General features: G+C 35.6%; 21 protein-coding genes. 13 read left to right on the top strand and 8 right to left on the bottom strand.

The window, feature by feature from the left end; all coding sequences use genetic code 11:
* Positions 1–199: 199 nt before the first annotated feature.
* The 8 genes from GMA13_RS01945 to GMA13_RS01910 all read right to left on the bottom strand — a co-directional run bounded on the left by GMA13_RS01945 (position 200) and on the right by GMA13_RS01910 (position 6,338).
* A complete protein-coding gene (locus tag GMA13_RS01945) occupies positions 200–514 on the bottom strand; it encodes a TnpV protein (RefSeq protein WP_255882515.1) in 315 nt (104 codons plus the stop codon).
* A gap of 64 nt (positions 515–578) precedes the next feature.
* Positions 579–761, bottom strand: coding sequence for a hypothetical protein (locus tag GMA13_RS01940; RefSeq protein WP_255882514.1), 183 nt, complete (start codon positions 759–761; stop codon positions 579–581).
* A 5-nt stretch (positions 762–766) separates the two neighbouring features.
* Positions 767–1,066 (bottom strand): DUF6809 family protein, encoded by a 300-nt coding sequence (locus tag GMA13_RS01935; RefSeq protein ID WP_255882513.1) that lies wholly within the window; start codon positions 1,064–1,066, stop codon positions 767–769.
* A gap of 308 nt (positions 1,067–1,374) precedes the next feature.
* Positions 1,375–2,985, bottom strand: coding sequence for a recombinase family protein (locus GMA13_RS01930; RefSeq protein ID WP_255882512.1), 1,611 nt, complete (start codon positions 2,983–2,985; stop codon positions 1,375–1,377).
* A 95-nt stretch (positions 2,986–3,080) separates the two neighbouring features.
* Positions 3,081–3,245 (bottom strand): hypothetical protein, encoded by a 165-nt coding sequence (locus GMA13_RS01925; RefSeq protein WP_255882511.1) that lies wholly within the window; start codon positions 3,243–3,245, stop codon positions 3,081–3,083.
* Between the two features lie 17 nt (positions 3,246–3,262).
* A complete protein-coding gene (locus tag GMA13_RS01920; RefSeq protein WP_255882510.1) occupies positions 3,263–4,717 on the bottom strand; it encodes a relaxase/mobilization nuclease domain-containing protein in 1,455 nt (484 codons plus the stop codon).
* Entirely contained in the window at positions 4,717–5,142 is a 426-nt protein-coding gene (mobC, locus tag GMA13_RS01915) for a plasmid mobilization relaxosome protein MobC (protein WP_255882509.1), read from the bottom strand. Before mobC ends, GMA13_RS01920 begins: the two co-directional genes overlap by 1 nt.
* Positions 5,143–5,255: 113 nt before the next feature.
* The gene (locus GMA13_RS01910) at positions 5,256–6,338 is read right to left on the bottom strand and encodes an AAA family ATPase (RefSeq protein ID WP_255882508.1); all 1,083 of its coding nucleotides are present in this window, start codon (positions 6,336–6,338) and stop codon (positions 5,256–5,258) included.
* A 161-nt stretch (positions 6,339–6,499) separates the two neighbouring features.
* On the opposite strand from GMA13_RS01910, the gene GMA13_RS01905 reads away from it, so the two are divergent.
* From GMA13_RS01905 to GMA13_RS01845, 13 genes are all read left to right on the top strand, one after another.
* The gene (locus GMA13_RS01905) at positions 6,500–7,648 is read left to right on the top strand and encodes a DUF6076 domain-containing protein (protein ID WP_255882507.1); all 1,149 of its coding nucleotides are present in this window, start codon (positions 6,500–6,502) and stop codon (positions 7,646–7,648) included.
* Between the two features lie 49 nt (positions 7,649–7,697).
* On the top strand, positions 7,698–8,471 hold the full coding sequence (locus tag GMA13_RS01900) for a hypothetical protein (RefSeq protein ID WP_255910302.1): 774 nt from the start codon (positions 7,698–7,700) through the stop codon (positions 8,469–8,471).
* Between the two features lie 149 nt (positions 8,472–8,620).
* The gene (locus GMA13_RS01895) at positions 8,621–9,310 is read left to right on the top strand and encodes a M24 family metallopeptidase (protein WP_255882505.1); all 690 of its coding nucleotides are present in this window, start codon (positions 8,621–8,623) and stop codon (positions 9,308–9,310) included.
* Between the two features lie 65 nt (positions 9,311–9,375).
* Positions 9,376–9,840, top strand: a complete 465-nt coding sequence (locus tag GMA13_RS01890) for a GNAT family N-acetyltransferase (protein WP_255882504.1) — start codon at positions 9,376–9,378, stop codon at positions 9,838–9,840.
* A 6-nt stretch (positions 9,841–9,846) separates the two neighbouring features.
* Positions 9,847–10,653 (top strand): acyltransferase domain-containing protein, encoded by an 807-nt coding sequence (locus GMA13_RS01885; RefSeq protein WP_255882503.1) that lies wholly within the window; start codon positions 9,847–9,849, stop codon positions 10,651–10,653.
* Positions 10,654–10,663: 10 nt separating this feature from the next.
* Positions 10,664–11,155: a GNAT family N-acetyltransferase gene (locus GMA13_RS01880; RefSeq protein WP_255882501.1), complete on the top strand. Its 492-nt coding sequence runs from the start codon at positions 10,664–10,666 to the stop codon at positions 11,153–11,155.
* Positions 11,145–11,912 carry a GNAT family N-acetyltransferase gene (locus GMA13_RS01875; protein WP_255882500.1) on the top strand — a complete coding sequence of 256 codons (768 nt, stop codon included), beginning with the start codon at positions 11,145–11,147 and terminating at the stop codon, positions 11,910–11,912. Before GMA13_RS01880 ends, GMA13_RS01875 begins: the two co-directional genes overlap by 11 nt.
* Positions 11,913–11,932: 20 nt before the next feature.
* Positions 11,933–12,349 carry a GNAT family N-acetyltransferase gene (locus tag GMA13_RS01870; RefSeq protein ID WP_255882499.1) on the top strand — a complete coding sequence of 139 codons (417 nt, stop codon included), beginning with the start codon at positions 11,933–11,935 and terminating at the stop codon, positions 12,347–12,349.
* 11 nt (positions 12,350–12,360) lie between these two features.
* Positions 12,361–12,798, top strand: a complete 438-nt coding sequence (locus tag GMA13_RS01865) for a VOC family protein (RefSeq protein ID WP_255882498.1) — start codon at positions 12,361–12,363, stop codon at positions 12,796–12,798.
* Positions 12,799–12,802: 4 nt separating this feature from the next.
* Positions 12,803–13,615: a bifunctional 2-polyprenyl-6-hydroxyphenol methylase/3-demethylubiquinol 3-O-methyltransferase UbiG gene (locus GMA13_RS01860; RefSeq protein WP_255882497.1), complete on the top strand. Its 813-nt coding sequence runs from the start codon at positions 12,803–12,805 to the stop codon at positions 13,613–13,615.
* A 40-nt stretch (positions 13,616–13,655) separates the two neighbouring features.
* Positions 13,656–15,434, top strand: a complete 1,779-nt coding sequence (locus GMA13_RS01855) for a hypothetical protein (protein ID WP_255882496.1) — start codon at positions 13,656–13,658, stop codon at positions 15,432–15,434.
* Between the two features lie 266 nt (positions 15,435–15,700).
* Positions 15,701–16,570 (top strand): DnaB-like helicase C-terminal domain-containing protein, encoded by an 870-nt coding sequence (locus GMA13_RS01850; RefSeq protein WP_255882495.1) that lies wholly within the window; start codon positions 15,701–15,703, stop codon positions 16,568–16,570.
* Between the two features lie 157 nt (positions 16,571–16,727).
* Positions 16,728–17,045, top strand: a complete 318-nt coding sequence (locus tag GMA13_RS01845; protein ID WP_255882493.1) for a hypothetical protein — start codon at positions 16,728–16,730, stop codon at positions 17,043–17,045.
* Positions 17,046–17,111: the final 66 nt, after the last annotated feature.

Below are 17,111 nucleotides of genomic sequence, written 5' to 3'. Positions count from 1 at the left end.
TTGCTTCTTGTGTTAATATATTCATGAGAAGTACTTCTTTCTTGGTTAATGTTTTGTAGCTAATCCATTATACCATATTTTGAAGTTACTTCTCTTTTTATTGGTTCATATCATTTTAACACATACAACAATGTAAATTCGTGATGTGTACTTAAAAGGAAACAGGAAGAAATCTTGTTAAAGATTCCCTCCTGTTTAATTATACGTAAATCATATCCTTTTTTACGAGTTCTGTTGCTTTGCTTCGGATGTTATTCATTCGAGCAACCCATTCCATTTGATTGTTAGCTTTGAGTTGTTCGGTTACACCCTCACGCTCTGCTATCTGTTCTACAATACAAAGAAACATATCCTCAGCCTGCTTGTAGAGTTCAGCAAGGTAGCTGTTTAGTTTACCGCTTGTTAGAAGGTTAGTGTATAATACTTTTTTATGTCGCTTGATATAACATAAATGGCAATGTTCCCACAAACCGATAGGCTTGTCTTCTTGTTTGGAAAGTTCAAGATTGGGCAAATAATAATCGCCTTGTAATGTAAAGCTGATGCATGTTGCTCATTGTAAATACGCTTTTCCATAATCAAGCCTCCTTGTAAATTACTTTGAAATTCTTTTGTTTTGCGTTAAGGATTTTGAGTAACACTTCATCAATCACATTGGTGTATTTGCCGTCTACAATAAGTTTGTTTCGCTTTTCATTGAGGCAGTTGATAATTATTCCTCGCTCATAACCATCAAGAGCTATGTAATACTTCTTTGACATATTTTTTACTCCTTCAACAAATCCTTAAACGGTGCCTCAGTTGATACGAAAGTATCGTATGTAAAGTTGGCTCCCAATCGAAATCCCATAATAAAGCTGTCAAGACTCGATTCTCCGTTGATAATACTCCAAGCATTAACGAAATCAAGAAACTTCTTTTTATTTTCATCCGTGAGTGCTTCGGTTAGAAATTCCTCATTGAGCATCAGAACTTCCATCTGCTTTTGAACTGTTTTGTTCTGCTTTGTGCTTCGTGCTTTGGGATCGATGTTATCGTAATAGAATTCTTCCATAATTTTTGACATAATCTTGTTTCCTCGTTTCTGTAATTTTATTTTACGCAGAAACCTTGAAATACACAAATGTGTGGATGAAAAATATGTGTGTTTCTGCTGGATATTTCAATACTTTTTAATCAAGTCCGTTATGAACACCTGCACCACAAAAAGCTCGATTTTATTGGGCTTTTTTCATTTTTATTTGTTTAAATTCTTGGCAGACGCATAACCTTTGGGTTGAGTTTTCTTGTATATTTACTACAAATTTGCTTCTGATAAATTATGAAATTATCATAACTCCAAAATCATCAAGGTCGTGCGTCTGCCAATCATTTTTACCCTTGCAATTTGAGATTATGCTCCACACCACTTTCTCCGTAAATCTCATAATGTTTTGTGAATTTGGCTTTGAGATTAATTTCTATCCTCAGTTTTTTATCGTTCTCGTATATTTTGATTTCATCAACCAGCAACCGTAAATTTGCGTCGCTTATTGCTCCGTCTTTGATAATTTCTTCTATCAGGTCAACCGTTTTCTTCAACTCCGACTTACGCTTTTTAATCGTTGTATTGTAGTCCTTGATAGACTCAATTTCTTCGTTTATCTTTTGAATATCTCTTTCGCAGGCTTCAAGCATTTCGGTATAGATTTCAGCGTGTTCTTTGTCCCTAATGCGTTCAAGGAGAATCTCTTTTTGGTCGCTCCTGCGCTGTTCAAGTTTACCTTCCAGCTTTTTCAGCTTGTTATTGACCGTGTTTTTCTTCTTCATCCATTTCTTAACATCGGTTTCAATGGACTTGTAATTTTCAATTGCAGAGTCCTTAACCGCAAGAATTTCCTTGTATATCAGCTCATCAAGATTTCTTTCGTTCACCCTATGCGGACTGCAATTCTCCTTGCCATATCGGTGATAGCCGTTGCAGACATATTCAATCCTATCAGGATGTTCACGCCATTTCCTCGTCTTGCATACAAAGCACGAGCCGCAGTCGCCGCATTTGAGAAGTCCTGCATATCTGTGACAGGGTTTGTTACTTCCTGCTCTTATATTTCTTTTAACTTTATCTGAGATTAAAAATTGTACCTGCTTCCACTTATCATCATCGATAATGGCAGGTACAATATTTTCATGTCTGTATTGTTCCTCTTCGGGAATATCCTTTCTGATGTGATTGATTTTATTGTTGTAGGTCTTGTGATTAACCACAGTGCCTATGTAAAATTCATTTTCCAGAATTCTCTTGACACCTTTGTCATCCCACAGGTACCTTCTACCTATTTCGGGTTTGTTGTAGCCGAGATTTTTACCGAATAGCTTTTTCTGATAGTAAGCAGGGGATTTCACACCTTCATCGTTCAAAATTTTCGCTATAGCATTGAAGCCGTAACCGCTTAGATACATATCAAAAATTTTACGGACAATTTCTGCGTGTTCCTCAACTATAACTATTTCATTTGTATTCTTGTCCTTAAAATATCCCATCGGTGGTGTCAGGACAAGACCGTCCTTTAGTTTTTGATTCATTCCTGCTCGCACCTTTTTAGAAATATCTCGTGCATACATATCATTGAACAAGCCTTTGAAGCCGATTATCAAATCGTCCGATTCGTTTCCTGTGTCAAGATTTTCAGTGACGGAAACTACATTGATTCCGTTTTCCCTTAGGTAGTCTATAAATATTGCTGTCTGAGTTTTGTGCCTGCCGAGCCGTGACATATCCTTTACAAGTATAGTTTCAAAGCTTTTCTTCTCAACCTCTTCATAGATTTTATTAATGCCTTCACGATTGAAGTGCATACCCGAAACATTATCATCATAGGACTCGCCTACGATTTCGTGATTGTTCGCTTTCGCATATTCGATTAATATATTCCTCTGATTTGTCAATGAGTTAAGCTCGGTATCTTCATCTTTTGACAGTCTGTAATATAGCCACACTTTCATTTTGATTCTCCTCTCCGTTTTATTATCTGAATGTTGCGGTCACACCACCTCGGTGCAACCACAACATATCACAACTCGTTCCTAATATCCAGCTATCAAGCTGACTTTTTATCAATAATATTTTCATCATCGGGCAACAGATTATTTTCCGAAATATAATCTTTGATTACGCTTTTCAGAAATGTATTGAATTGTTCGTCTGTTCCTGTGTAGTTGTAAAAAACAGATTCGATTATTACAGGTTCTGATTTTCTGCTCATAGTCCTCCTTTCTCCGACTACATTTGAATAGTAGGAATGTTATCAAGTTCTTCATCATAATTATTGTCCTCTTTTGATATTGCTTCTGCAAACACACCTATAGCAAGTCCAAGCAAAGTACCAATATCACTACCGTTTTGCTCGGCTTCAATCCGCTTTCTGCGTTCTTCTTCATCTTCTATTATCCGAGAAAGTGATTCAGCAAGAGAGTTGATACTGCCGAGGACAGTATTGTTATTGCTATCCATTTTAAGGTTGTCAACAGAGTTGACCTTTTCACTTGTGACGCTATTGCTGATTCGAGTTCCTGACCTTTTTGCAAGGTATTGTTCAAAAATTCTTCTTGATTCTTCCCAGCCTGTTGGATTGATTCGGTCATCTGCGTTTGCACCGACCTGATTTCTTTCAAAGTCTGTTCCGAAACTTTCTTTAGCTCCGCCTGACAATTCTTTGAGATTAACTCCATATTGTCTTTGTTGATTTCCAGAATTCTCTCCAGATACTCCACCATCTGGTCGTCCGTTGAGATTTTTGAAATCAGGTTGTACAGCTCCGGCTGAAAGGTTATAGCCGTTCTCAACAGATTGAGTTCTTCCTCTCTGACCTGTGACGGAATCGAAATCACTTTCGTTTCTCCCGATAGTAGCTCTATCGCCGTCAGTGAATTGCTGTTCCTCTGCTTGAGGTTGTCTAAAATATTGCTTTTGCCTGTATCTGAATTCATTTTCCATACTTCCTTTCAAATATTTTTCGTTGTGCAGTTTAATATCTCTGCATTTCATTTTGTTCGGGCATTGATAGGTGATGTATTTCCTATCGTCCGTCCAGATTACCGAGTAACCCATAATTAACATTGCCTTTATAAAATCTTCCTTGCTGCCGCTTATGTTCATAGCTTTGTCTATGTCGTTCATCAGTTTGAATTTCCAGCTCTGACCTTTTACTGCCGTGCGGTATTCTCTTGTTGAGATTTTTATGCCATCTTTACTGTAGGGTTCAAGAGTTGAAAGATTATATTGTCTGCAAATCTCATCACTCAAGGCTCGTAACGATTTGAGCGTGTTTGGATTCTGACGAAGCTTTTTACCGTTTTCAAAGCCGACCGAGTTGATTACAAAGTGAGAATGAATATGCTGTGCATCACAATGAGTTGCGACCAGAACTTCATATCCTTGCCAAGCTTTTTCGGCAAACTCTAATGCAACCTCATGAGCTTGTTGCGGAGTAATATTTTCTTCGGGCGAGAAGGACTGAACATATTGATAGAAATTCATACCGTCAGTCTTTTTATATAATTTCTTTGTTGCAAGAAATTCTGAAAAAGCATTTTTACCGTCGCAGTTAACTCCGCTGACAAGCCTTAGATTTGAAGTTTCATCGTAGACTTTTTTATCCTGACAGCAGTAATCAATAACACCTTTCATCGCACTTATTGATTGCTTCGACTCACGAATATATGTCACGGTAGCCATTACTTATCCCCCGACAGTTTTATGATTGCATCATAGGTTTTTCTTTGCATAGCGATTACTTCTGCAAAATTATACGAGCAAAAAGCACCGCTGTTTATCTTTCTTGCTATCTGATTCAGATTGTTACCAATCCTTTTCATTTCAATAAGCAATGGTTGCAAATCAACAACCTTGATTTCGGTTTGTAATGAAGATTTCAAAATGTAATCGGTCAATGTTAATTTGGATTTTTGGGCTTTTGATAATAACGCCGTTTTTTCAGATTGAGTTAATCTGATACTCAATGTCTGATTTCGTTTACGCTTTTCTATGTTTTTATACACCTCCGTATTAAAAGTGGGTTCGGGCTTCTGCCCGATTTTAAGCGTTCGGCGGACAGCCGGGCGCTCTGCTTGCCCCGGACAAGTCCGGGAAATGTAGCCCAAACCTTCGCTTCTAAAAATAAATTTTTAATTCTGCCGAAAATTCGCCCAGATTTTGTTTTTTACTTGCAGCCGGGTACTTTCTCGCCCTCGGCAGAAAAATCGTACAAATCGGCTCACGTTGCTTGACACGGCTCTTCAGGGTCGCAAGTGACGAAAGGAACGCAAGTTTTGGCACTATTAATATTTCCGTCACTTACGGCACTTGAGTCACTATTAGGAATATAGTGAACATTTACAAACCTTTTGCCGTTACTTCTGTATGAGCTAAAGAAAATATCATTATCCTCCAATTCGTAACGCCATTTATTCATCATCTGCTTTAACGCTTTTGCAGAGATTTCATTACGGCAGAAAGAATTAAATTCTTCTGCGAATTCGGTATTCGTACCTTTGAAGATTTTTAACTTTTTCATAAACTCAATAAGCTGAATCATCTCATCCGGCAAAAGTATTTCAGGACTTTCGACACTGTCTGAAACTAATTCCCATATATGATTGTCTTTTGAAAAGTTCAGTTCCAACTCTCTGTATTCAATATCCCTGCCCGTGCAAATCATTGTTGCGTTGTTCTGACTGCGCTTGCTCTTATCAAGAATAAATGTAGTATCAACCGCACCGCTGATTCCTGTCGTTCCTGAGATTTTATTCAGAGGATCATTGTCACCCTGCTTGCGCAGATGATGTACAAGCAGAAGAGAAATTTTTAGCTTGTCTGCTAATTTTTTCAGCTCCTCAATTTCCTGATAATCATTTGCGTAAGTAGTATCCTTATTTTTACTTCGTATCATTTGAAAAGTGTCAATCACAACAAGAACCGTATCTTTATGCTCTGCGACAAAACTTTCAATCTGTTCTGCAAGTCCGTCCGACATCGGACACGATGATGTTGCAAAGAAAACATTACAAGATACTTCGTCTGTAATTTCATTCAGTCTTTGTTGAATTCTGCTCAGGTTATCCTCAAGACAAAGATACAAGGTAGTTCCTTTCGCAGTCTTAAAATTCCACACCTCCTCTCCTTTGGCTATGCGAACACACCAATCAAGCACTAACCACGACTTACCTATTTTCGGAGCCCCGCAGAGCAGAGATACACCCTGCGGAAGCAACGAGTCAATGCAAAAGCTTATTGGCTTGATTCGCATATCCATTAATGTTTCACCGTCAATGACAGTTAGTTTTTTGTTGTTACGCACTATAACAACTCCTTCCGTAAAATATTGAAAGCTTTTTGCTCCCAATATATAAATGTCAGAAATTTTTAAAAATCCGTAAAAGTCCGTGACAGTATAATTTGCTTTCCTATGTACTTGTGATTTTATTGGCAAAGTGATATAATATAAACGGAGTTGATACTATGGACTTAAAAGAAAATGTATTAAATAAGCTGAATACAAGTAATCTTTTCAATGTCACATATAGGGAAGATAAGTTTGCACTCAGCGAAAAAGAATATCCTATCGGTTACACAAGTTTTCTTGTAATGGACACTGACAGTAGATTTATTGATGAAAGTATTTTTGAAGATTTAAGAGATTTCACAGAAGAATTATTAAACAAGGATTTTATCAGAACTGAATTTTTAGATTATTATGCAAAAATAATTTCAGCTATTGATGTTTTGAGTAAATATGAAATCTTTAAAATATTTGATATCAAGAAATGTAAAGAGGAAATCAATAAGCTTTTCACAGAAGAAAAAATCAAGTTTTATGAAGAATATGACCGATTCACAAAGAATGAATATAGAATAAAGATTTCAAAAAAATTAGACGAGTTAATCAAAGCATCTATTGATTTGGAAACGGCTTTCTCAATCGGATTTTATATTTCATCGGCTGTAAAGGAAGTCAAGTATTACTCATCGGTCGTGTTTCAGATTACAAATAAAATAGTAAAAAACAACGCACGAACAAAAACTGAACTCGCAGAAGCTTTCAACACTTTTATTAACGATCCGTATATGAATTTTATATTTGAAGTTAACAGACACCCTTTCGGCACAAGAGCCACAATAATCCCAGTGATAGAATCTGCAAACGGCACAAGTAAGATTTTTCGAAAGGTTTATTATAATAATCTCAAAGACTTTCTGATGACGGATTTATTTGAAGGCTATATTCACGGTCACTATCTTTGGAGATGCGATATTTGCAACAGATATTTCTTTATGACCACAGCACGTAATCAACTTTATTGCAGTACGGTAAATAAGAAGTACGGTGTGCCTTGTTCGTACATTGCAAAGCACCCGGAAGTCACAAAAAGAAAAATGAAAAAGCAGAGAAAATCCAACAGTCCATATTATGTTCTATGGAAGAATCGTTACGATTCTATCCGCAAAAATAAAAGCCTCAGCAAATACAGTACGAATGTATCTGCCAAGGCAAAGAAGCTTATTGATTATTATTTTAATTTAGCTAATGTTGATTTTGACTATGCTGAAAATCAATATAAAAAAGATATGGAACTTTCAAAAATATATGAGGAGGCTATGAAAGATTAAGGAAAATAAAATGTATCAGCTTGATTATGTTCCAATCAGGCTTGATAACTTGAATGATTATTTTATACGCTACAGAGAAACAAAAGACGAAAAATACTTTATTGAACTTCTTTATTATTATGAGCCTGTACTCAACAGAAACGCTCAACTGTTTATAAAGAAATACGGTTTGGATAGTAATAGAATTGACGACTTGAAACAAATCTTTTCATCTCTGCTGTGGAGCGAACTGCAAAGCTATGATTCGGATATACCTTTACTGCAACTCATAAAATACAAATTACTCAAGGCGTGGCACGAATATGTCCGTACTGTCTGCGGTAATATACATATTGATAATGATAATCTGTATCAGAATTTACGGAAAGTAGCATTGCTGTACTCACAACAACCGAAAAGCAAACCACTTGAAAAAGTGATTGCAGATATTGCAAAGGAACTAAATATTTCAGAAAATACAGTGCAGAACTGCATCATTACTTCGACTCGGTTTAAGCAGAACAGCAATCTTGATATTCAAAATCAAGATAATGAAAACTATTTCAATTCTTCAATCACTGATGTTGAAATTGATACACTATCCCCCGAAGATATATATTTCAAAAACGAACAGCGAAAAAAATTAAAAACAGCTTTGAGTAAACTCAAGCCACAAGATTTAAGACTGATTGAATTAGTATTTGGTATCTGCCCCGACTGTCTGAAAAGCAAGGAAAAAATGACAATACGCGAAGCATCATTAAGAGTCGGTCTGACAACCGAGGGTGCAGAAAAGAAGATAAAGAAAATTCTAAAACAATTAAAGGAAGAATTGCAAAAATAACAAGGATATGGTCTGAGTTTAAAACCATATCATTGCTTCGCTGTCAATTGAATATATTCGGAATATATTTAACATTTTTATTCTCAAAATAATTGCTATATTATTGTTTTGGTGATAGAATTTAGATAATAAACTAAGGTGGTAATAATATGACATACAGTGAAGTGCAGGCAATTGCAAAGAACACAATAGAATATATAAAAACTGTAATCAAACCAAATATGAATTTGCAAGAAGTTCGTAAAATATGCGAGGATAAAATGTTTGAATTGGGTGCAGATTCATTTTGGTATTGGAATATAGGCGCGTTCGTATTTAGCGGTAACGAAACCACGGTTTCTGTTTCGGGCAGAGATTACGTTACCTCTGATAAGGTGATTGCGGAAAACGATATCATCACGATTGATTTAAGCCCGCAGAACAATAATATCTGGGGTGATTATGCACGAACCATCATTATTGAAGACGGCAAAGCAGTGAGCGGTAATGAAAGTATACAAAATACCGAGTGGCACAACGGTCTGCTTATGGAAGAAGCTCTCCACAGCGAGCTGAAAGCCTTTGCGACACCCGACACATCATTTGAGGAACTTTACTATCATATTAATGAATTAATCAAAACCAAAGGTTACATAAATTTAGATTTTCTCGGTAATTTAGGTCATTCAATCGTTAAAAACAAAAACGAAAGAATTTATATTGAAAAAGAAAACACTAAAAAATTAAGAGAAGTAAAGTATTTTACATTTGAGCCTCACATATGCACTGAAGGCTCGATATATGGATTTAAGAAAGAAAATATTTATTATTTTAAGGATAGTAAGTTGGTTGAATTATAAGTCTATGATTTAGAAAAATAGATTTTTGATTCAGTATTAAAATTATAATGAAGGGCAGAGTAAAAATGTGTCTCCAATACAGAAAAGCAACGCTTGATGAAGCCGAGATAGTATACTGTATTGTTCAGCATACAATAGCAGAAATTTATCCCGATTACTACACAACGGCGGTTATTGGCTTTTTCAGTAGACTCCACAGTATTGATAATATAATCAAAGATATTGAGCAAAGCAGAATCAGCGTTTTGGAAAAGGACGGCGAGATTATCGGCACAGGCAGTCATACAGGTAATCACCTCACAAGAATCTATGTCCTGCCCGAATTCCAAGGTCAGGGCTTTGGCAGTTATATTATGAATGAGCTTGAAAAAGAGATTATCTCCGAAAATGATTACTGTGAGCTTGACGCGTCCTTGCCTGCCTGCATATTTTATGAAAATCGAGGTTTCAGAACTGTAAAGCACGTTAAGTATGATATTGGCAACGGTACTTTTATGATTTATGAAATTATGCGGAAGTATAAGGGGTAATTCATTATGGATATTTTAACGCTTTGTAATGAAATAAATCTGCAACCCGAAATTAAAATCCGTGTGCTTAATTTCGCCGACAACTTCAACTTTGACACAGTTGATAAACAGTTAAAAGATTTTCTGACCTATGAAAAAATGAGTGAAGCTCTAATTGAACTGCAAACTATTCTCAATCCTGATGAGGATAATATCAAAATACTGGCTTGTATGCTGGAAGCTTCGGTTGACATTTATGATATTTACAATGAAAAAGGAATAGGCGACGAGATATATTTTGCCACTATGAAATGTTACACACGCTTTATTGATGAAACCTACAAAATGACAGGCAGAGTTTATTTTGACAGATATTGGTGGACAACTCGGCAAGCAAGTTGTCACCTGTTCAGAATCGGGGCGCTTGAATATGAAATGAAGCATACTGATGAAAAAGTAGTTATCGGACTTCATATTCCCTCTGACGCTGATTTTTCTCCGTCTGCTATAGATAAATCATTGACGAGCGCAAAGAAATTTTTTTCGGAGCATTATCCTGAGTTAGCAGATTGCGAATACCGCTGTCACTCTTGGCTTTTTGACAGTCAGCTTAAAGGTATGCTAAGTGAAAATTCTAATATCATAAGTTTCCAAAACAGATTTGAAATTTTCGATGAAGGAGAGGCCGATACTGGGTTTATTGAATGGCTATATAACACAAAATCAACCGATTACCACTCCTTGCCTGAAAACACATCTCTGCAAAGAAATATGAAAAATCATATCCTTTCAGGCGGAGCTATCCGAAACGCTTATGGCAGATTAAAACAATGACGAGGTAAAAATGGATTACACCATAAGAGAAATGAGAACAGATGAATATCACCTGCTTAATGATTTTTTGTATCAGGCAATTTATCAGCCTGACAAAACAAACTTAGCACCGAAATCAATTATCAATAAGCCTGAACTTCAGGTTTACATAAAGGACTTTGGAAAACAAAAGGACGATTATTGCTTTTGTGCTGAGGCTAACGGCAAGATTGTTGGTGCAGTATGGGTGCGTAATATCAACGGCTACGGCAGTATTGACAATGTTACAGTTGAATTTGCCATCTCGGTTTTTGACAAATATCAAAAAATGGGGATAGGCACTGCACTGATGAACAGAATGCTTGAACATTTGAAAGAACTGGATTATCCAAAAGCCTCTCTTGCCGTTCAAAAGAAAAACTATGCTGTCCGAATGTACCAAAAGGTCGGTTTTGATATCATTGACGAAAACCGGCAGGAGTATATTATGATACATAGGTTAGGTAATGAAAATGACAAATAAAGATATATTAGAAATCGCATTACAGCAGTCGGCATATGACTGCAACTGCGAAACAGAAGATTTTTTAGCTGAACACAACATTGTGTCGATATCCAGAGTAAACCCAAAAGCAAGGAAATACATACCTTTGCCTTTGGAGTGCGACCTCGTTTCATACGGCAATAATATAGTTGCTCAAACAAGCGAAAGAACGAAAGCTGTTGTTACAAAATATATTAACAAATACCTTGAGTACCGTTGCTTTGAAACACCGAATATCAATGTGCTGAATGAACTGCTTGCACCATTCGATTTAAAGGTCTGCTTTATGGCGGAGTATTTCCTGCCTGATGTCACCAAACTGAAAGAGCTTGATTGCGGATATGAGCTACGTGTTTTGAAGAAACAGGATTTTGCAGATTTGTATTTGGATCAGTGGAACAATTGTCTGACATTTGACGATAGAGAAAGAGATGTTCTGGCGGTTGGTGCATATGATGACAACAAACTTATAGGGCTTGTAGGCTGTTCCGCCGATTGCGAAACGATGTATCAAATTGGTGTTGATGTACTCCCCGAATACAGACGAAAAGGCGTTGCTTCTGCCTTGACAAGCAAATTACCCCTTGAAATCTTAAAGCTCGGCAAGGTGCCTTTCTATTGCGCCGCTTGGTCTAACATCAAATCGGTACGCAATGCAATCAAAAGCGGCTTTCGCCCTGCGTGGGTGGAATTAACTGCCAGAAATACGGAACTTGTTAATAAAATGATAAAATAAACAAACAAGGAACAATTATTATGATTACATATTTAAATTCATTGACAGTTGAAGAGTATCTTAATTTGCGAGATGTTGTAGGTTGGTGTAAGTTAAGTTTTGAGCAGTCAAAAAGAGGGCTTGAACATTCAAACTATATCACGGTTGCACGTGACAATGAGAAAGCAATTGGTATGGCGAGAGTATTATTTGACTTTGGTTATACAGCATATATTACAGATGTGATTGTTCACCCTGATTATCAAGGAAAAGGAATCGGAACTCAACTTGTAAATAACATTCTTGATTTTCTGAAAGAAAACTCAGATGAAAATGAATTTATGTCCTATGTTCTGATAGCCAACAAAGGAAAAGAAGATTTTTACAAAAAGTTTGGATTTGTTACCCGTCCTACAGATAGCTTAGGAGCAGGTATGACGTTGAGGTTAAACGGATAGGAGTAAATGTTATGCGATACGGCTCAATTTATTTAGTAGTTAAGGATTTTAATAAATCTCTTAATTTTTATGAAAAGCTCCTTGATATGAAGGTAAGTGCAAGAAACGGAGAACGCTTTGCAGTTTTCAATAACGACGGCTTGAATATTTGCCTTTTTAACGGCTATTATGATGCCGAACATCCCGAACAAAAGGAAACAAAGGGCGAATCATATCCGATATATGATGATTCGGTAGCTATCGTAAACAGCGAAAATAACAGAAAAGTATTTATCAATTTAGGTGTTCGTGATTTACAGAAAGAATATAATAGGATTGTTAGTTTAGGTATTGCGACCGAATTAACGCCTATAAGGTATCTCAATGTGTTTTCCCCTTATTGGTATTTTACGTTTATGGATCCCGATGGAAATCCTATTGAGATAACAGGAGGGTATGGAGAGGATTGATTGAATGGAAAATATAAAAGAAGTTTATGATTTTTACAATAACGGCGCAGAAATTGATCGTCTTGAACATGGCTTGGGTATAGTAGAGTTTTATCGTTCAAAGGAGATTATTTCAAAGTACATAACCGAGAAAAGTACAATTTACGATATAGGCGGAGGTATCGGTAAATACTCCGAGTGGCTCGCGGAACTTGGTCACGATGTTACACTAATCGAGCTTGCGCCTACGGCTGTTGCATACGCAAAGGATAATATGACAACGCCTTACATTGCAGAAGTCGGCGATGCAAGAGAAATAAACAAGCCTGCTGAAAGCGCAGATGTTGTTTTGCTTATGGGACCGCTGTATCATTTACAGAACAGAAATGACCGTGAAAAGGCACTGAATGAAGCATACCGTGTGCTGAAAAAAGGCGGTTTGCTGATTACGGCAGGCATATCAAAATTCAGCTCTACTACTTGGGCACTCTCTGTTTACGGCAACGGCTGTGACTTTATCGATGATGATATTTATATAAATATGCTTAAACACGAGCTTTCAACAGGTGAACACAACCGACCAAAGGAATATCCTTTTATTATCGCAAATGCTTATTTTCATACGATTGACGAATTAAGAAATGAAGTCAGAAAAAGCGGATTTGATGTTGTTGATAATCACGCCGTCGAAGGTTGCATATGGATAACACCAAAGCTCGATGAGAAATGGAAGGATACAGATAGTAGAAATAGACTGCTAGATATTATCCACACAACCGAACACGAAGAAACTCTAATGGGCTTAAGCCCGCATTTCTTGGTAATTGGAAGAAAATAGATGATTTTATAATAAGTATTTAAGGACGAGTGACTATAAAATGAGTAATCTGGGAATGTCAAAACATGATATAACAGCGTTCAATGAATCAGATGCTATTAATTTGCTTTCTAAAACCTTGGAATCAAATCATACTATAAAAACCTTCTTTAGCGCAAATGACAAAACTCCAAATCACGATGGTTTTTTTGAGCTTGTAGATGAAGAACATACACCAAAAAAGCAATTCATTGTTCAAATTAAAAAAGTTGAAAACCTAACTCCAAATAAGCAAGGCGAAAACAAAGGAAAGTATGTATATAATCTAAAAACAAACTTTTTATATTACGTCAAAGAGAAAGTAACGGAAAGTCCAGCTATTTATTTTGTTGTAGATATTTCTGCGAACAGAATTTTCTGGATTTATCTTTCAGACGAATTCCTTATGGATTTAAATTTTGAAGGACACGAAACTGTTTCATACCCTTTTGGGGACGAGAATATTTTAAATGATATAAATCAGTTCACAGCTGAATTAAACCGGATTTCAGCTAAAAGGAATGCGCTCTTTTGTTACAAAAGTCGAGAAGAAATAATTGAACTACAGGATGCTTTGGATTATATAAATCATTTATTTGACTATGATTTTTGCAACATAAAGAAATCTATGTTTCCTAAGTTATGGAGATTTGGAATAAAATCATCCGATTCACCAATCTCCATTGGGACAAAAGAAAAGATGGGCAATCCTGTGAATTCTTCAATACTTGCTTTGTATCCGCAGATAAAAGGTGTTGCAGATACTGGGATTCAAGAATATAGCCTTGATAATACAAATATATTTAATCACATTTCTCTTGGTGGCAAAATTAATCCAATGAAATATGCTAAGGAATCTGTTCACAAGGCATTAAAATGCTTTTTTGAAGAAGGAATACCTAATATGTACCTGCCGGATATTGTATTACAAGAGAAAATATGTCCTTTTATAGAAAGAACAAATAAATATTTTTTAGACGAGGTTATAGAAACAATTACAACTGAAGAGATTGATTTGAGGTATAAATTAATCTTAATGTATATTGACACCATTCTAACTTCTGAGAGTTTATCAAAGTCAGAACTTAAATTCAAATCAATCCTAATTAATCAATTCTTACACACAAGGCATTCCATTGACATATCATCCATTCTTTCTTATGGGGATATAAATACATTTAAGAAATTCTATCAAAGTGAAAAGAATAAGCCATTCTCAATACACAGGTTTATTTCAAAAATCTTAGATAAAAACAGTATCGAAACAATAGATTTAATAGACGAGATAAAAAAGCGCAATATAAAAGAAATTGCTCCTGTTTGGAAATACGAATGGTACACACTTCGCCAAATGGAAAAAGATCAATTCCTTTCTTGCATAAATAAGATCACATCAGAATGGTTAACTAATCTGCCTGACTTATATAGTGAAACTTACGAAAAGCTTATAGAAACTTCAAAATACAGATTTAATAATAAAATTGTATATAAACACTCTTGTCCGGATTTTGTATTTGGAATGAATAGATTTTCAACTCTCATTCACAAATATGATAATAAACCTTTTTCAATTCAATATGACGAAAAAATAAGAAATGAGTTTACTGTAGAATTAAAGCAAGATGGTTTATCTCATATTATTGATGGTTACACGTTAGATAGTTTTATTGATCATAAATTACTTTATTTTGAATCTTTGAACTGCTTAATATATAAAGGCATTTGTGAAAAGTTGGAGTTTGAACCAAAAGATCTTAACATAGGTTCAAAATCTCTTTCAAGCGGTCTAAGTTTGTTCTAAAGTTCAATATTATAAACAGTCTCTTTATAATGGATAATCGGGTGAAGGTGTTTTTATATCTTCACTAAGTATATTTATTATAGCTTATGGATTTGTAAAAAATATGGTATTATTATAGTAAAAAATAAGAACCAGTATTGCAGACTTTGTCTACAGTCTGAGCAGATGTACTATTTTCGGTGCATCTGCTTTGTTATTATATGAATGTAAAGATAAGCTTTACATTATTTCAAAAATTAATTAAAACAAAAAAGGAGAGTGAATTTATGGAAACAAGGGGTTTTCACATTGAACCAAAACCATACAAAATTTCGTCAATATTAAATGATGTACTTCAAAACAATGGAATCTATAATAATCCTAAAAAGTATCTGCCTATCAAATCGGGTTTTGATGAATTGGATAAAATCACAAAGGGATTTCACCGCTCAGATTTGATACTTTTGGGAGCGAGACCCGGTATGGGCAAGACAAGCTTTGCTTTGAATATTGCCGCAAATGTTGCGGCTGACAATAATACTGTTGTTTTCTTTTCACTTGAAAACACAAAAGAAACCATTGCATCCCACCTGCTCTCTTCTCAAACACTTATCCCAATGAGAAACTTCCGCGCAGGTAAATTCTCAGAAGAAGAACGCATGAAAATTCTTATTGCGAATAATACGCTTTCAGAATATAATCTCTATATTTATGATACTCCGAGTATGACAGTTTCGGAAATGGAAATGGTGTTGCGAAACATATATAATAATATTGACCTTATTGTTATTGACTATCTTCAGCTTATTCAACGTGATGAAACAATTGAAAACCGTTCACTGCAAACGACTGAAATTATAACAAATCTCAAATGTCTTGCCCAAGATTTAAATGTACCGATTATTCTTCTGTCACAGCTTCCAAGATCTGTCGAAAATCGAGAGAACCGCAGGCCACAGCTTCCCGACCTGGATAACATCGGTAGTGTAGGACAAGATTCTAATGTTGTGCTATTCCTTTACAGAGATGATTATTATTCGGAAAATCATTCTAATATAAGTCCATGTGAGTGTATTGTAGCGAAAAACCGTCACGGAGAAAGAGAAACAGCCAATTTGTATTGGCTGGCAAAGTATCAGAGGTTTACATCCCAATAATACAACAGACGCATTGATAGGTTGTTAAAACTTAAACAATGCGTCTGTTATTTTACACTCCCTCACTCGTGTACCGAAAAAAGCCCACGAGATTTGATATACTCATATTGCAAAGGAAATCTGATGATTTCAAATTTAATGCAAGGGAGAAATGAATATGTCAAAATTAATTACAATCATAGTGGGAGTGCTCGTGTTTATACTGGGACTGAATCTGGAAAACGAATTGATTATGATAATCGGCGCTTCTATCGTGTCAGCAGGCATTTTATTTGTGTTTAGTGCAATGGCAGGCTATGGAAAATCGCATAAAGAAAAGGAAGAAATCGAAAAGGAAATATTCGATCAGTTCTGCGAGGGTATGTCAAGACGTTCAAGATATGATATGAACAAGATTATAATGAACGACCAAATCAACAAGGATATTCAAAATGACATAGCTGAGGGTATCAACCGTTCAACAAGGAGAAAATAAAATATTTTGCTGTCAAATTTAATTATGTATTGTAAATTTTATATGTAAATGATAAAATTATTGCGA

Origin of the sequence: Ruminococcus sp. zg-924 (genome assembly GCF_024433635.1) — a bacterium.
GTDB lineage: Bacteria > Bacillota > Clostridia > Oscillospirales > Acutalibacteraceae > UBA7067.
Note: the sequence above shows the minus strand (reverse complement) of the source record. Positions and strands in the feature narration are given on the sequence as shown.

Coding starts and splice junctions, on each gene's coding strand:
- GMA13_RS01885 (WP_255882503.1), top strand. CDS start 9,847: ATGGATATTTTAACGCTTTGTAATGAAATAAATCTGCAACCCGAAATT.
- GMA13_RS01875 (WP_255882500.1), top strand. CDS start 11,145: ATGACAAATAAAGATATATTAGAAATCGCATTACAGCAGTCGGCATAT.
- GMA13_RS01935 (WP_255882513.1), bottom strand. CDS start 1,066: ATGTCAAAAATTATGGAAGAATTCTATTACGATAACATCGATCCCAAA.
- GMA13_RS01845 (WP_255882493.1), top strand. CDS start 16,728: ATGTCAAAATTAATTACAATCATAGTGGGAGTGCTCGTGTTTATACTG.
- GMA13_RS01930 (WP_255882512.1), bottom strand. CDS start 2,985: ATGAAAGTGTGGCTATATTACAGACTGTCAAAAGATGAAGATACCGAG.
- GMA13_RS01940 (WP_255882514.1), bottom strand. CDS start 761: ATGTCAAAGAAGTATTACATAGCTCTTGATGGTTATGAGCGAGGAATA.
- GMA13_RS01850 (WP_255882495.1), top strand. CDS start 15,701: ATGGAAACAAGGGGTTTTCACATTGAACCAAAACCATACAAAATTTCG.
- GMA13_RS01855 (WP_255882496.1), top strand. CDS start 13,656: ATGAGTAATCTGGGAATGTCAAAACATGATATAACAGCGTTCAATGAA.
- GMA13_RS01860 (WP_255882497.1), top strand. CDS start 12,803: ATGGAAAATATAAAAGAAGTTTATGATTTTTACAATAACGGCGCAGAA.
- GMA13_RS01895 (WP_255882505.1), top strand. CDS start 8,621: ATGACATACAGTGAAGTGCAGGCAATTGCAAAGAACACAATAGAATAT.
- GMA13_RS01870 (WP_255882499.1), top strand. CDS start 11,933: ATGATTACATATTTAAATTCATTGACAGTTGAAGAGTATCTTAATTTG.
- GMA13_RS01865 (WP_255882498.1), top strand. CDS start 12,361: ATGCGATACGGCTCAATTTATTTAGTAGTTAAGGATTTTAATAAATCT.
- GMA13_RS01890 (WP_255882504.1), top strand. CDS start 9,376: ATGTGTCTCCAATACAGAAAAGCAACGCTTGATGAAGCCGAGATAGTA.
- GMA13_RS01925 (WP_255882511.1), bottom strand. CDS start 3,245: ATGAGCAGAAAATCAGAACCTGTAATAATCGAATCTGTTTTTTACAAC.
- GMA13_RS01920 (WP_255882510.1), bottom strand. CDS start 4,717: ATGGCTACCGTGACATATATTCGTGAGTCGAAGCAATCAATAAGTGCG.
- GMA13_RS01880 (WP_255882501.1), top strand. CDS start 10,664: ATGGATTACACCATAAGAGAAATGAGAACAGATGAATATCACCTGCTT.
- GMA13_RS01905 (WP_255882507.1), top strand. CDS start 6,500: ATGGACTTAAAAGAAAATGTATTAAATAAGCTGAATACAAGTAATCTT.